Genomic DNA, 15956 nt, shown 5'->3' with positions numbered 1-15956 from the left:
GGTGGATAGTCTGAGACAAATCCTCAAGTCATTTTTCCTAGATGCTGAGAATGTTCAGCTCCTAACGGCTTACGTCGAGCTTTTAGGAGCCATAGTCGCTCTTATTTTGCTATTTTTCCAGTAGCAAAATAAGTAATCACCGATAAGTATCGTCTAAAAGGTTCTTCATCCATAAGGCTCGTGTGCTGATTGTCTTTAGGGAATGGTGTTTGGCGGCACTTCCCTATAGTAAAAAGACAGCTTCCTTGCAGAAATGGACAAGGTGTAATCAACTACGGCCGATTATGGGTGCGGGACCTTTTTCTTTATTAGTCTATGTCTTTTTTTCCCTTCCCATACACAAAAATAAAAAAACCTCCGAGTTGGCGGTCTCGAAGGTTTTTTCTAGTGAATCGTTTTCGACAAATCCTCATCCGGGCTAACAAGGTTCAGATCTAATAAGATTATGTGATGAATTTCTTCACCTTACAAGCTAAACTTGTCAAAGCTAAGAATTCATTCGCTTGTTAAGAATAACTGAACGTGCGCTCCAGATTGTCATTTTTCCTAGCCTCAGTATATCATACTTGTTGAAAACAGGTAAAAAAAGTGTTCGACAAAGCTTGTCAGCAGCTCTTCACCTATGTCATATTTTTCAAAACAAAAAACATTTTACAAATATGAAGGAATTTCATACTATTAGATAAAAGATAAAACATAGAAGATAGAAGTATTCTGACTTGGAGAGGATTTCAATGAAGCAACCTCAGTTAGAAAAAGAAATTCGAGCCTTACAATCAGATATTTACCAATTAGCTAAGAAAACAAGCAGCTATTCTCAGGGTGAGATTTTAAAATTAAGTCAAAAGCTAGATCAAAAAATTGTTAGTTACCAAAAGCTTTTTAACCATACCAAATAAGAGCCGCGTAGGACTTTCACATGCTATCCCTCAGGTACCATAAACCTACAAATAAAACAGATATGTTTTATTCGCAATAGGTACATCTCTGCTTCCCTAATTAATAGGGAAGTTTTTTATTTAGAAAATTAAAACCTTCTCCTTTCCTTTGATTAGTTGTCATACAAATTGGGTATTCAATCAGTAGGCCTTGAAACCTATCTAAGAAACATAAAGGAGAGAATGCATGATGAGTAATGCTGATACTACCGAAACAAAAAAAGGAGCTGACTTACTAGTAGAAAGTTTGGCAAGTCAGAATGTGCCTTATATTTTTGGCATTCCAGGAGCCAAAATTGATGGCGTATTTGATGTTTTGAAAGAAAAAGGGCCGGAAGTAATTGTTTGCCGCCATGAACAAAATGCTGCGTTTATGGCAGCTGCTATGGGAAGGCTGACAGGTATGCCGGGTGTTTGCCTTGTCACATCAGGTCCAGGTGCCGCTAACTTAGCCACTGGCCTTGTCACTGCTACTTCTGAAGGTGATCCAGTGGTAGCCCTAGCAGGAGCCGTTCCAAGAGCAGATCGATTAAAAAAGACGCATCAATCAATGGATAATGAAGGATTATTTAAATCTATCGCCAAATTCAGCGTTGAGGTAGAAGACGCTGCAAACGTTCCAGAAGTGATAACAGACGCCTTTCGCGAAGCTGTTTCTTCTCCTTCAGGAGCATCTTTTGTCAGCTTGCCGCAGGATGTAATGGATAGCAAAACATCAGCTTCCACTCTATCCGTTTTAAAAGCTCCTACGATTGGGACTGCTAATTTAGACGCTGTTGCCCAAGCTATACACACTATTCGCACAGCAAAACTACCTGTCTTGCTTTTAGGTATGAGAGCAAGTAAATCTAAAGCAGTGGAATCAATCCGTCAGCTTATAACAGAACATGACCTTCCTGTGGTGGAAACATTCCAAGGTGCGGGAGCTGTTTCACGAGAGCTTGAAACTCACTTTTTTGGGCGAGTAGGTCTTTTTCGCAATCAGCCTGGAGACGCCTTATTGAAGCATGCTGACGTCGTCTTAACAATCGGATATGACCCAGTTGAATACCCTCCTTCTCTTTGGAACTCAGAAAGTCAAAGAAGCATTATTCATTTAGATGATTTACAAGCACAAGCTGACCACCATTATCAGCCGGAAATGGAGTTAGTAGGGGATATTCCAAGCACAATTGACCTTTTAGCGGATAAACTCCCACATTTAATACGTTCAAAAGAAAGTGCTTCTTTTTTAAAAACACTAAAAAGCAAACTTGAACAACCTGACGATCAGTACGAGTTTTCTAGTGACACTCACCTTCATCCCCTACAATTAATTGAAGCTCTGCAGAACTTTGTTGAAGATGATACTACCATCACATGTGACGTTGGTTCGCATTACATATGGATGGCTCGTTATTTTCGTTCCTACGAACCTCAGCATTTACTATTCAGCAACGGTATGCAGACACTAGGCGTTGCTTTGCCTTGGGCCATTTCAGCTGCACTCGTTCGCCCCCATAAAAAAGTTCTGTCCATGTCTGGAGACGGCGGGTTTTTATTTTCAGCTATGGAGCTCGAGACAGCCGTTCGGTTAAACTTACCAATTGTTCACATTATCTGGAACGATCAAACCTACGATATGGTTGGCTTTCAACAGCAGATTAAATATGGCCGAAAATCTGCAGTAGAGTTTGGCAGTGTAGACTTTGTTACGCTTGCTGAAAGTTTTGGTGCCAAAGGATTTAGAGTTAACTCACCCGAAGAATTCCCGGACACTCTAGCAAGCGCTTTTCGTGAACGAGGCCCCGTTATCATTGATGTTCCTGTAGATTATAAAGATAATGAAAAATTAAATACACAGCTACTGCCAGATCAAATTAACTGAAAGGACTGAGTAAAGAATGAGCAATAAAGAAAAATTAACGATTCACCAAACTTCCACTATGATCGCTTTATTAGACGGAGTATTTGACGGTGTTGTCACATACAATGATTTAGCTAAGAAAGGTGATTTCGGCATCGGTACATTTAATCAATTGGATGGTGAAATGATTGCCTTTGACGGAGAATTTTATCATATTGCTGATGGAAAAGCGGCACCTATTAGTAAAGATGCAAAAACACCTTTTGCCATTATGACAACCTTTTATGAAGATATCTCTTATCGTGTAGAAAAGGAAATGAATCGTGAACAACTAGAAATCTTAATGAACGAGCTTATTCCTAGCCCGAATTTATTCTATGCAGTTCGCATTGACGGGAAGTTTAAAGAAGTAAAAACGCGCACGGTTGCAAAGCAAGAGAAGCCCTATCCTTCTATGGTAGATGCGGCTGCTGATCAGCCTACATTTACATCTTCAGATGTAAATGGAACACTAGCAGGTTTTTACACGCCAGAATATTCTTCAGGCATCGGTGTTCCCGGCTACCACCTGCACTTTATTGATGAATATAAAAAAGAAGGGGGACATGTTTTAGATGTCTCCGTTCAGGATGTTACAATTCAAATCTGCAAAAAAACGAAATTAAATCTCAATTTATCGGAAACAAGTGAATTTTTAAATGCTAACTTAGAAGACCATGATGTAGAAGAAGAAATTGCGACTGCTGAATAAACAACGATACTTTTACTGATAAAAAACGCTCATCGTCATGCATGACGATGAGCGTTTTTTATTTAATCGAGTTCAGGCTTCATTTCTAGCACAACACAGAAACCTTCCGCCTATACGTAAAAAGAGCCCGTATCTTTTAAAACATAGAAAAATGGTATTTCAGCCTCTTTTAGACATCTAGCCATTCGATCCTTAAAGTTATCTAATTTAATTATATTTTTTGCTTCTTCTAACGTAAAATATCCCACATCTTGCGTTTCACTGGAGACAGAAATTTCCCCGCTAATCGCTTTTCCCTTTAATAAAATAACAGTAGTAGATCGTTTAACATCTTGTTCTACTCCTAGAAAGTTGGTCACTTCAATAACAATTCCAGATTCTTCTTTAACTTCTCGTATACCCGCATCTTTTATCGATTCACCTGCTTCGACAAAACCACCGGGAAATTCCCATCCCCGTCTATGGTTCTTGACTAGAAGCACGTGGTGATCTTGATTTATTACCATAACTGCTACAGCTAATTTTTGATTCAACTTTTTCTCACTCTCCTTTTAGACCTTTAAGATATTGTTCAAGAAGGTGAAGAAATCTTTCTATCTCTCTATATGTGATATCACCAATATTTGCTATTCGAAACGTTTCTAATTTATCAATTTTACCAGGATAAATGGTGAATCCTTGTTTATAAAAAAAATCATGCATAATATCAAAATTATACTTTTTATGGGAAGGCTCGATGATAGAGGTAATAATTTTAGAATGATGTGTTTCAGGAACCAAATAGGTTAACCCAAGCCGAGTAATTCCATCCGTTAAAGTAGTCCATGATTTTGAGTAGCGTTCATATCGTTTCTCAATTCCTTCCCACTGAGTTTCTATAATTGCCTGCTTTAAAGCGTACATAGTCTGAACAGGAGGAGTAAAACGCATTTGTTTGTTCATTTGGAAATATCGATACTGATCATATAAATGAAGATAAAGGTTACGAGGCTTTATTTGCTCCGTTTTTTCTAACCGGGCTTTATTTGCTATAACAAACGACACGCCTGCCATTCCTTGAAGGTTCTTATTTGCACTTGCAGCCAGATAGCTTATATTCATTTTTTGCATGTCAATTGGAACAGCTGCATACGAACTCATTGCATCCACAATCATTTCGATATTTTTCACTGCACAAAATTTCCCAATTTGTTCAATATCATTAAGAAGCCCTGTGGAAGTTTCACAGTGAACAAGCGCCAGATAAGAAACGTTCGTTGAAATCTTTTTTATAAAAATTTCTAAGTCGTTCATATCAATAGCCTGCTCGGCGGAGCTTTTATATTCTAAATAATTCAGCCCATAAATTTCAGCGATTTTACACATTCTTTCACCGTATGGACCATTATTGATAATAACAACCATACCGTTATCAATTACTGAACTTAAAATCGATTCCAGTGCCGCCGTTCCAGATCCGCCGAATAATACCGTAGTATACTTCTCTGGATTCCCCACAAATTTTGTTAGTTCAGCAGAGATAAATTCCATCGTCTCTCCAAATTCTTTTTCTCTCGGGCAAATGTCTTCCACTATTTGAGCATATTTGACGGTATCTGTTGTAGTTGCCGGCCCGGGGTTTAAGAGTATATTTCTCTTAACTGTATGCGTAATATCTTCTCGAGCTTTAATAATCGGATAAACAATAGTAGTTGCTCTTGCCCAGTGATCTTCATCATCCACTTCACACCATGCCAAATTATCCAGTTTATGAACATACAGATTTGCTTTTTCGGAAATTTTAACGAGGCCATATTCATAATCGATCGTTTGATTAAACTGAAACAGCGTATTTGCTTCATCACAAAGTCTCTGAAATGTAGCATAAGAGAGTTTGGTTAAACCAACTAGTTCTGCATAGATACTATTCAACTCTTCTTTTTGTTTTGACATATTCTTAAGGTTATTATTTTCATCAGCTTCAATATAAACTTCATCGCCAGCACCGTTCAATTTACTCGCTAGTATGACATCTGATCTCGAATGGTTTACTAATGTTTCCAACGCATTCTTTTCATAAATTACATCTGATTCCAATAGTAAAAAATCTTCTTTAATATAATTTTTAAATTGATACAGCGTAAACAGACTTCCTGTTGTTTCGTATCTAGAATTATAAACACATTTTATTTGAGGATATCTAACCATTAGCTTTTCATATTCTTCTTTCATATATCCTGTTCCAATAAAAATCGTCTTGACTCCTGCTTCTATTAACTTCGAAATGGAATGTTCAATAATCGATTTTTCATCAATCATCAAAAAACCTTTAGGACGGTTTCCAGCTCTTTTACGAATCCTGCTCCCCATCCCTGCAGCTAGAATAACAGCTGTTTTAATCATCTAAAAACACCTGCAGTCTTTCTCTGACTTCATAAGGCTTCATTTCAGGACGCCCCAGGTTCTTTTTAGATCCTTTCGCTATTTTAAGATATAAAAACGTTAATTTTTTATCATTTTTCCACTGTTTTATATACGTCTCTAACTCGTTTAAGTTATGAACATGAATGGAATTTTGATACCCACAGGAAGAAGCAATATCTACAAAATTAATGTTATGAGAGACCGTATGTTGTCCCCCTGTAGAATCATGAGTTTGATTGTCTAAAAGAATGTGTAATAAATTTTCCGGACAATAGTACCCGTTGGTTGCTAGATTTCCCATGCGCATAAGCAAAGCTCCGTCTCCATCAATCGTAATGATGTTCTTTTCATTCCTGCTCAAAGCTAAGCCTAAACCAATGGAACTAACGCACCCCATAGATCCAACCATATAAAAATTATTTCTTGCGTCTTCTATTTCGTAAAGCTCTCTTCCTGTTTTTCCTGTAGCGGCCAATTGAATAGTATCGTTTTCTTTTAATGAATTAACTACTTGTAACGCCTCATACCTTAAAGGTAACTCGTCGGTTGTTATCTTTTCACTTTTCATTTTAGGAGTAACGTTTTTTATTGATTTTTCTAAAAGCTTAACTGGCTCAAACGTTCCTTTTTTTACAATAAAGAAGTAGCTTTCATTATTTTCAACCGCTTGATTAGCCCGCTGTAACTGTTTTTTAACTTCGGCAAAATCAAAAGATAAATATTCCCATTTTATTTTCATCGTATTTAGCAGGGCAGGAGTAATTTCTCCCATTAATTCATGCTGCGGTTCATCTGGACATCCAGGTTCTCCGCGAAAACTGACAAATCCAAGGACAGGAATTTTAAACGGATGAATAAGAGAGGTTAAAGGGGAAACAGCATTTGCTAATCCGGAGTTCTGCATTAAAACAACCGCTTTGTTGCCAGCAATTGATGCCCCAGCAGCAATCGCTACCGCTTCTCCTTCGTTTGCTGCTGCAACATATTCACATTCGTTGATAGCGTAGTTAATAAGATGTTTAAGATAGGAACAAGGAACCCCGCTATAAAATTGAAAACCTAGTTTTTTTAATTGAGTTCCAAATACGGATGTACTAATCATTTTTCCCACCATCTTTTTGAATCTTTGTATACGTTTCGATATCTATCCATGACCCCACCGTATATTTAACAGCAACCGGGTGAATTAGATTAATATAATTAAAGAAATCAGAAAACGTGAGCTGAGCAAAATCTTTTCTTTGTGCCAGTTCTTCCAAAGCTTTTTTTACAACCTCAGTGCCTTTTCCGGAAACTTTCCAAAGACCAATGAATTCACCGTGAATGTTGTTAGAGTTTGGATTGCACGACATTTGAATCAAGTCTACTGTTTTGGAATACAGCTGCTTGGAATAGGGAAGTTTAGACGTTACATAAGATGTTTGATTCCCTTTTAACTCATAATCAGCTCCTGCTACGATCGTGATATCGCCACTTTCATGAATTAACTCCTCAAAAACATGTGTTTTATATACGATGTTACTATCGCTGATTAAAGTAGCCGTTCCTAGCTTATCTCTTGCAGCATAGAGATGATATAATTCTCCTTTATTAGGAAATGCCTTATCTTCCATAGCTTTGTTGGAATCTACTTTTATACTATTTGTCACGCCGACTTTTTTTAACTGATTTATCTGCTCAGTTATTAAAGCTTCATTTGCTGATTCTTTTACCAGAATCATAGCGTTCGTGCTATGATTGGCAGAGCTTAAATAAAGTTTCTCTGCCATATCGAGCTCCTCAGCTTTTTGAAGACGGAAAACTTCCTCAAGCGGAGAGACATTTTTTTCTACGTTAATCAAACTTTTATCGTAATAAATCTGAGCGGACGTTTTTTGCATAGCTGTAATGGAAGATCTTAAGTTATGGTTGGCCCAAATGCTCAAGCTAATTCCTAAATCACTAAATTTATCAGTTGGAACTGAATAATATTTGGTTGGAACAATAATAACCGGGAGCCTGTTTCCCCACTCTTTCATAAAAGCTTCAATCTCTGTCATATCTGACCTTTTACTATGAATCAAAACGGCGTCGGTTCCCGCTTGACGATAAGCTTCTGCACGTTTTAAAGCTTCCTTCAGCCCCCACCCTGCAATAAAAGCTTCTACACGCGATACCACTACAAAATCTTCGTCATTTTGGCTATCTTTCATTGCTTTAATTTTGCCGCAAAATTCGTTAATATCTGCAAGCGGCTGTGCTTCACCTTTAATAAATGAGTTTGTTTTTGGAAACAATTTATCTTCAATACATACGCCTGGAATGTCTCGCTGCTCCAATTTCTTAACTAATCTTCGTGCATTATTAAAATTTCCATAGCCTGTATCACCATCAAGAAGAATTGGAACGGACGTTGCGTCACTCATAAACTCTAAGATGTCTAATACCTGTGTCCATGAAGCCTCGTTATTATCTCTTACACCCAGTGCTGCAGATAATGACAGGCCGCTGGCCCATATTCCTTTGAACCCTGCTTCTTCCACAATCTTTGCAGATAGCGCACTGTGAGCCTCCATAATAAACTCTAGCTGTTTACTTTCTATCAACTCTCTTAGCTGTTTAGTCTTCTTCATGTCTATCCTCCTTTTACTCTTCATTGTCTGGAATAAGTTTATTTCTTAATTCTTTAAAAGTAGGTTTTTTCATAACGCGATGCGTTACTTTTAATAAAATTATTGTATTTCCATTTAAATATGGAGCTAGCACATTGTATACTTCATCACCAGTGTTACAAAAATAGACTTTGTTAGGATCCATTCCACATTTTAAAGCTCCTGTCCCAATAGCTTTCGCTTCTTCTCCTACTACCACTAAAATATCAATCTTTGATTCCGCTGCTTTTTTTCCCATATCTTCATATTGTTTAATTGCATAAGATCCTTCTCCTAGCTGAGGCATGTAACCTAATAAAGCGATAGACTTTTTCTCTTTTGACATATCACCAAGAACTTTAAGAGCTGTAGCCATCGATAAAGGTGAAGAGTTCCATGTATCATTAATTACCGTACATTCATTCATTCCTCTTTTAAATTCCAAATGTTCTTCTACTTGTTCAAATAAGCTAAGTCTTTGTGTGGCAACGGAAATATCAACGCCCACATAAAATACAGCAGCAATGGCAGCCAGTGCATTATACACATTATGTTCACCATATCCAGGGATAAAAGCATCGTATTCTTTGTTTTGGTGCTTTAAAGTAAAAGCCATTCCTCCATTAGCATATTTAATATCTTTTGCTTGAAATTGGGAATCCTCACCTTTACCTATATATACAACATTTTGAAGATGACTAACATCAAGCACTTTCTTAATATTTTGGTCATCTGCGTTTAAAATCAAAATGCCGCTATTTGGATCTAAGCCTTCTACAATTTCGGCTTTTGCTTTCATATATTCTTCAGGTGTTTCACAATCAGCGAGATGGTGCACGCCTATATTTAATAGAATTCGTATTTGCGGCTGAAAGTAGCGACACGCAACTTTTAAATAGCCCGGATAAGCGACCGGCATTTCAAAAACAGCTACTTCTGTCGTATCATCAATACCTGTTAAATAACGTAGATTTACAGACATAGAATTCATACTCATCCACGTAGCTTTCACTTTATAATCTTCAATTAATATTTGCCGGATCATCTCTTTCGTGGTCGTTTTTCCACAAGTTCCTGTAACACCAATAACAGGAAGATCAAAAAGCCCTCGGTAGTATTCGATAAATTTCCAATAAGCCTCTTCTAATTGATCTGTTTTAACAAGAATAATATTTCCCTCTAAGTTCGTGCACAGCTCAGGGTGATCTGTTATAACGACAATTGAATGATTTCCTTTCCAATACTTCCCTCTAATCGGTTCTCTATCTAAATGAAAGATGAGTGTATGATCCTCTATATCCTTTTTAGCGTAGTTTATAGCATGTTTAATAACAGGATTTCCTGATCCATAACAAAGGTCTCCCCCCGTTTGTTTAAGAATTTCATTTAATGTGAAGTGCTTCATGTTAAATCCTCCTTTTCTTCTTCGTAACCAGCCAGTGAAGACGCATAATTGAGCAAACGAATTCCCGCCAAAGTACGCAGCTTGTAGGCTCTAATTTGTGAGAATAGACTATCTGGTTTTGCATTTATTTCAAGTAACTTTATGGAACCGTACTGATCTATACATAAATCTACCGCCAGCTCCCCAAAAGGACCTACTTTCTCCTCTACTGTTGCAACAATATTTTTAGATATTTTAGCTAATTGGTTTATAATGAGCCTTCTGTCTGTTGGATCAGGATATAAACTGTTTAATATTTTACTGAGGCGCATATTCGTTTCAGAATCTTCCGTTAGCACATCTTCACCGGTGAGACGCGCAACCATACCCGTTCGAAGCCAAATTTGCTTTTCATTTTTTTGCATATAAACCCGTATTTCTAAATTTTTATCTTTATGCTGTTTTCTGCGAATTCCTTCTTGAACAAGATAAGGATTGTTTTTCATCAAGGGAGTGAGCAAAGTAAATAATTCTTCCATATTACTGAATTGATGCAGCTCTTTTTTATTAAGATCAAACCAAAAGATGCCTGTTGGTCGGCGAACGATGCGCATGACTCCTTTACTTAAGGCCCCCCCAAGCGGTTTTAAATAAACTTCTCCGTAGCTATCAAGCATTTCTGCAATGTCAGCAGAGTTTTGTACGAGACGTGACTCTGGAAGAAATTCTTCATATTCTTTCATAAGAAGTTCATACGTTGCCCACTTATCTCCCGTAAGCTGAAACAAGTTTGAAGAATTAACAAAAGGAATTTTATAAATCGCCTGAAGTTTTGCTCTTACTTCATCTATTAAAATATTTTTTCTACCATCTATGAAATAACGGTCATAAATAACAGCAGGAAAAGGAAAGAGCCCTTCACCGTTAATGGTTGTTCCTTTAACCAATTTTTTCTCCCAATCAATATCTTCGGGTTCAAACACATATACAAGCATTCGCTTTTCATTTGCTAAGCGACATAGATGATGGAAATAAGTTGTTTGTCTTTCAAAAGGACGGTTAGCAAGAATGCCAATGATAGGACCTAAAGTTATGATGCCTTCTGAAGCTGATAGCTTGGGGCACCAATCTTTTGGGAGAGATAGTTTATCACGGAGAGATTTAGAGAGTTGAACCATATTTGGATGGCGAAATGAAAAAGGATAAGAATGCACAGTTGCAGTTGATATTGCCTTTCCTGCACTAACAATCGTAGACTGCCCCTCTTTAAGGCCGTATTTTAAACGGAGCTTTTTGGGGATTTGGATAATATGTCCGCGGTCATAGATTTCTTTAGAAATCTTTGCATTCCAATTTCTGCGAATATCATTTGATTCATCACAAGGAATTTCTTTTTCTATCATTTCAAATAGAAAAGATAGTTCATTTTGATAGTGTGGATAGCTGGATGTTTTCATAAGATTGCCCTTGATATGTTTCCACATTCGTTTAAGAAAGATTTTATTTCCTTGATAGTAGGCACGCTGCGTAAGTGGATGAAATAAAAATTCGCTTTTTAATTCATGATGATGGGTAGCAACTAGCTGAGCAAGAGCTAAAGTGGAGAGAGTAATTCTAGGGTCGATAATCCAAGAGCTTAAAGTTAAATACTCAAATCCATACGGTTTCTCACGATAGCGTCCAAGACCTCCATGGTTCGTTTTCCGTCTGAGTTTAGCAGTCTTAGATTCTTCTATCAGCGCTACGGGAATAGCCAGATAGTGATCAAGAGCTCTTAATAAGGATAAAGAAAGCGGGATGCCAAAATGAATGTGTCCTCCACATTGGTATCCAGAAAAAGGCATGCTGCCTGCCCGAAAATGAACATTTTCATAAGGTACCTGTGCAGATGCTTTTTCTATTAATTTTTGGATATTCTGGAATAGTTCTGTTGATGAATTCGCTTTTTCAGGCCTAACTTCTACTAATGGATACTCACCGCTATCTTGTTCTATTTGCCTTTCATCACAGCCTACCGCACCTTCAAGAGAAAAAAAAGTAGAAGCTGGTAGAAGTTCCCCGTCACAGCTTAACATAAACTCAACATCAGCACCCATGCTAAAAGGGATAGTAGGCTTTAGTGGATTTTCTATCCACTCACTTTCTGATGAGTTAATATCTGTGACAATACACTCTCCACTTTCTAATATCCCCATTTTGACAAAGCCGCTTTTAGCTCCTGTTACATAAAGCGCTCGAATGGCTATGCTTACCAACATTTCCGGTACATCCATACCGTTTATCTGTTCTAATTTCCAGCCGAAGGCTTTTGTTCGAATGGGTATTTCATTAAATACAACGTGTTCACTAGTAACTACTTGTACTGATTTTACACTCAGCCCTTCCACTTCTAGGCAATATTCTTTGTCTATTGCATACATTTTCGTAAAATAATCATATCCTTCATATATTGCTTGATCCTTTGTATTTACGATAACAACATCTCTTCCGCTGTGATGACCATACTTCCTCCCTATCACTGGATATGAACAGGTTTTGGGGTCAACTAATTCAACAGATGGTACATTATTCAGATTAAGAGTTTGCAACGTCATTTCTTTATCAGATAATATCCCTAACTCTTCTTTCATTGGATCCATTTTAAAGCCTCCTAATTAGAACTTTCTATCTTATTTTGCTACTTTAATGCCCTATAACAATAATCAGCTACTCACATAGTATGTAACTATACAAAATACTCCTGTACATTTATCTATTTATTTCCACCATCTCTAAAAACTTTTTATGTATTTACTTAACCCGTGTAATAATTCACCGATTTTATTTTTACTGCATTTATTATAGAAAGGATAGATTTCAAACGATATAAAAGGAGAAATAGTCAATGGCATTAAAATTCATTCATGGAAACTACTTAAAATATAACAAAGGAACTGGTTTTATAAGCTGTCACGTAGACGCACTTCATGCAGAACCACCCGCGGCTGATTTATTTACGGATAAAATCGTAGAGAATGTAGTAAAGAAAACAGGATGTGCTGGAATTATTAGTACGGTTTCCCGAACCGTAGCAGATTTAAATAGAAATCTAAATAAAACGAACTATGAGGGGATCCAAGAATATAGAAGCACAATCCAAGAAATTATCAAATCTTTGAAGATAATAGATAGCAATAATTGCCTTCTAACACCCTATTTGCATTTGTCTTTCCATGGAATGAAGGACACACATTACGGGCCCCATGCAATTGAAGTAGGAACCTTATATGGACAATCTTGCTCAAAGGAAGTTAAGGACTGGTTTCAACAAGCCCTGAGTAAAAAATCCGAAAATTCGTTTCCAAAAATCCATGTAATATTTGATAATAAATTTATTGGAAACGAATCAATTGCTTTTCACAGACAAGGTGACAATAGGAACTATACAGGCTACAGCCATAATTTTAATACGTTTCAAATTGAATTATCCCGAACTCTGCGCAGCAAACATAGATCTGCTATAACAAATATATTTTCCGAGATTATTCATGACTTTCAACAAACATTCGTCACTACTTAGTTTTTAGGAATCTTTTCCGTCTACTATTTCTTTTATATATTTAGGTAAAACAAATGATGCGCGGAAAATTTCAGGATCAACATATTGAGTATGTGTATGCTGCAGCTTCGTCAAATCGGCCTGAAGAGGATCCATTTTTTTAGAAGCAATCGTAAAACTCCAAATGCCGCATGGGAAAAGAGGTATCGTCACCAAATATGTGCGGACAATTGGAAACAGTTCCTTTAAATTTTTAACTGTGCCTTGTAGCGTGGAAGTATTGTAATAAGGAGATCCCGATTGAAAAACAACTACGCCATCATCTTTAAGGCTATTGTAGACATATTGATAAAAATCAGGTTGAAATAATTTTTTTCCTGGTCCAACAGGGTCAGGTCGGTCAATGATAAGAACATCATAAACTCCCTTTTGTTCTTGAATCCACTCTATTCCATCTCGATGTATCATATTGAGCCTCGTTTCACCATCATAACAAGAAGCCGGAGTTAGCCATGTGCGGCAGATTTCTGTAACTTTTGGATCAATTTCGACTACATCGATTTGTTGAATTCCGTCATACTTCATTGCCTCTCGTGCAGGACCACAGTCCCCTCCGCCAATCATCGCAACTTTTTTAGGATTTGAATGCGTTATAATCGGCACATGGCTAATCATTTCATTATAAATAAATCCTTCTCCTGTTGAAATTTGTGGAGTACCATCTAGCACCAACATTTTCCCATACCATTTTGTATCCACAATACTGATTTGTTGATAAGAAGATTGCTCATAGTGAAGCAGACTTTTTACTTTATACCCCATTTTTACTCTAGCCTGTCCAACATAACTCCATATCCAGAGAACTCCATAATCATCCTTTTTATAACCTGAAAGAGGATGCTTTTCTGTCACTTTTTCCACCTTCTATTTCAAAAATTTGTGTTCTATATAAAATATGAATTTTTTTTGATTTGGCTATAATTCGATAGCACAAATTTATAGGTGCTGACTCTATTAATCTCTTCTAATTTCAATTTTTCTTCCATTCTTTCGACGATATTTCTACTTACTGTTCTTTTAAAGCTTTTTAACCGTTTCTTCATCAGCACTTAGATAGAGTGTAAGTTATCTCTCCACTTTTATCTGCATCCGTTCTTCAGCAAAAATACGGAAGAAAACCTAACACAGAATGATACATAAGAAAGAAAGCGTAGTATCATAATTACCATATTGCAACAGCTTTACGCTGCATATAAAAAAGGAGGTTTTTAAGTAATGTTTTCTAAACGGCCCTTATCTGTACTTCTTATCTCGACTTTATCTATGATTATTGCTTTTTCAGTATGGTCTGTCTTCGCACCTATCGCTGCAGATATTCAGGTGATGTATTCATTAACCAATGCTGAAAAAAGTATCTTAATTGCCACTCCCGTCTTATTAGGTTCTCTGATGCGAATTCCGATGGGGATTTTAACAGATCGCTTCGGAGGAAGAAAAGTGTATTCTTTGACGATGCTGGCTCTTCTACTCCCTACCGTTTGTGCAGGCTTTACTCATTCTTATACCATGCTGCTCTTTTGGGCATTTTTTATTGGCATGGCTGGAACAACATTTGCTATTTCCATTACATATGTCTCTAAATGGTATTCACCTCAAAAACAAGGTTTTATTTTAGGAATTGCCGGGATGGGCAACTTAGGATCGGCGGTAGCAAGCTTTAGTATTCCACTTATCTTTTCTTCTTTTGGCTTGCCTTGGGTATTTTGGAGTTTAGCAATTGCGGTAGCCTTAATGGCTCTTTTATTATGGGTAGGAACTTCAGACCACCCTTCTGCTACTTCCCCCAAAACGCTACAGGAATCTTTATCGGTATTAAAATTTAAAGAAACGTGGTTTTTATCCGTTTTCTATTTTTTAACATTTGGTGGGTTTGTAACGTTCAGCATCTATCTTCCTACCATTTTGCATGATCAATTTAATGCTTCAACTGTAGACAGTGGGCTGAAAACAGCTATATTTGTCATACTAGCAACGTTTGTACGGCCTCTTGGAGGGTATTTATCGGATGTATTCGGAGCAAAAAAAGTACTTACCTTCGTCTTTACCGGAATGCTACTAATAGGGTTATTTATTGCATTTACCATCACTGCCTTCTCCCTATTTAGCGTAGGTTGCTTACTTGCAGCCATCACTCTTGGTATCGGAAATGGAGCTGTTTTTAAAATGGTTCCATCTGTTTCAACAGGAAATATTGGAGCTGTCACCGGGATCGTAGGAGCATTCGGAGGAGTAGGCGGCTTTTTCCCTCCTATTGTGCTAGGCTTTATAAAAGATACAAGCGGAGATTACGTTGTCGGTTTTTCTTTACTAGCGCTTTTTGCCCTATTCTGTCTCTTACTAAATTATTCTGGATTCAAAAAACAAGATGTACGTATTAACCAAAAGCACCTTGCCTGATTCCATGCA

12 protein-coding genes are annotated in these 15956 nt (G+C 37.2%); 5 read left to right on the top strand and 7 right to left on the bottom strand.

The genetic code is table 11. From position 1 onward, the window contains the following. Window positions 1-734: 734 nt before the first annotated feature. From AC2YJL_RS19230 to budA, 3 genes are all read left to right on the top strand, one after another. Window positions 735-899 (top strand): aspartyl-phosphate phosphatase Spo0E family protein, encoded by a 165-nt coding sequence (locus tag AC2YJL_RS19230; protein ID WP_081731992.1) that lies wholly within the window; start codon window positions 735-737, stop codon window positions 897-899. 226 nt (window positions 900-1125) lie between these two features. After that, on the top strand, window positions 1126-2805 hold the full coding sequence (gene alsS, locus AC2YJL_RS19225) for an acetolactate synthase AlsS (RefSeq protein WP_407819203.1): 1680 nt from the start codon (window positions 1126-1128) through the stop codon (window positions 2803-2805). A 16-nt stretch (window positions 2806-2821) separates the two neighbouring features. Next, complete coding sequence (budA, locus tag AC2YJL_RS19220) at window positions 2822-3535, top strand: acetolactate decarboxylase (protein ID WP_251567165.1); 714 nt, start codon at window positions 2822-2824, stop codon at window positions 3533-3535. Window positions 3536-3645: 110 nt separating this feature from the next. Here the strand turns inward: budA and AC2YJL_RS19215 are convergent, their stop codons facing one another. The 6 genes from AC2YJL_RS19215 to AC2YJL_RS19190 are packed head-to-tail and all read right to left on the bottom strand — an operon-like array spanning window position 3646 to window position 12591. Beyond that, on the bottom strand, window positions 3646-4068 hold the full coding sequence (locus tag AC2YJL_RS19215) for an NUDIX hydrolase (RefSeq protein ID WP_195695308.1): 423 nt from the start codon (window positions 4066-4068) through the stop codon (window positions 3646-3648). A 7-nt stretch (window positions 4069-4075) separates the two neighbouring features. After that, window positions 4076-5917, bottom strand: a complete 1842-nt coding sequence (locus AC2YJL_RS19210) for a 2-aminoethylphosphonate aminotransferase (protein ID WP_369361559.1) — start codon at window positions 5915-5917, stop codon at window positions 4076-4078. Continuing rightward, window positions 5910-7040, bottom strand: a complete 1131-nt coding sequence (aepY, locus tag AC2YJL_RS19205; protein WP_369361561.1) for a phosphonopyruvate decarboxylase — start codon at window positions 7038-7040, stop codon at window positions 5910-5912. Before aepY ends, AC2YJL_RS19210 begins: the two co-directional genes overlap by 8 nt. Further along, window positions 7033-8550 carry a phosphoenolpyruvate mutase gene (gene aepX / locus AC2YJL_RS19200; protein WP_195695311.1) on the bottom strand — a complete coding sequence of 506 codons (1518 nt, stop codon included), beginning with the start codon at window positions 8548-8550 and terminating at the stop codon, window positions 7033-7035. Before aepX ends, aepY begins: the two co-directional genes overlap by 8 nt. Before the next feature lie 13 nt (window positions 8551-8563). Continuing rightward, on the bottom strand, window positions 8564-9973 hold the full coding sequence (locus tag AC2YJL_RS19195) for a Mur ligase family protein (protein WP_487374898.1): 1410 nt from the start codon (window positions 9971-9973) through the stop codon (window positions 8564-8566). Continuing rightward, window positions 9970-12591: a putative amidoligase domain-containing protein gene (locus tag AC2YJL_RS19190; RefSeq protein WP_487374897.1), complete on the bottom strand. Its 2622-nt coding sequence runs from the start codon at window positions 12589-12591 to the stop codon at window positions 9970-9972. The genes AC2YJL_RS19195 and AC2YJL_RS19190 overlap by 4 nt, the downstream gene beginning before the upstream one ends. A 245-nt stretch (window positions 12592-12836) precedes the next feature. Between AC2YJL_RS19190 and AC2YJL_RS19185 the strand changes: the two genes are divergently transcribed. After that, window positions 12837-13511 (top strand): hypothetical protein, encoded by a 675-nt coding sequence (locus tag AC2YJL_RS19185; protein ID WP_050689323.1) that lies wholly within the window; start codon window positions 12837-12839, stop codon window positions 13509-13511. 3 nt (window positions 13512-13514) lie between these two features. Here AC2YJL_RS19185 and speE read toward each other — a convergent pair whose 3' ends face one another. Further along, window positions 13515-14402: a polyamine aminopropyltransferase gene (gene speE, locus AC2YJL_RS19180; RefSeq protein WP_050689324.1), complete on the bottom strand. Its 888-nt coding sequence runs from the start codon at window positions 14400-14402 to the stop codon at window positions 13515-13517. A gap of 363 nt (window positions 14403-14765) precedes the next feature. Here speE and AC2YJL_RS19175 point away from each other — a divergent pair, with 363 nt between their 5' ends. Next, a complete protein-coding gene (locus AC2YJL_RS19175) occupies window positions 14766-15947 on the top strand; it encodes an MFS transporter (protein WP_487374896.1) in 1182 nt (393 codons plus the stop codon). The last annotated feature ends 9 nt before the right edge of the window (window positions 15948-15956 follow it).

Source organism: Priestia sp. SRI_019, assembly GCF_057586255.1.
This window is presented reverse-complemented; position numbering and strand designations above follow the sequence as displayed.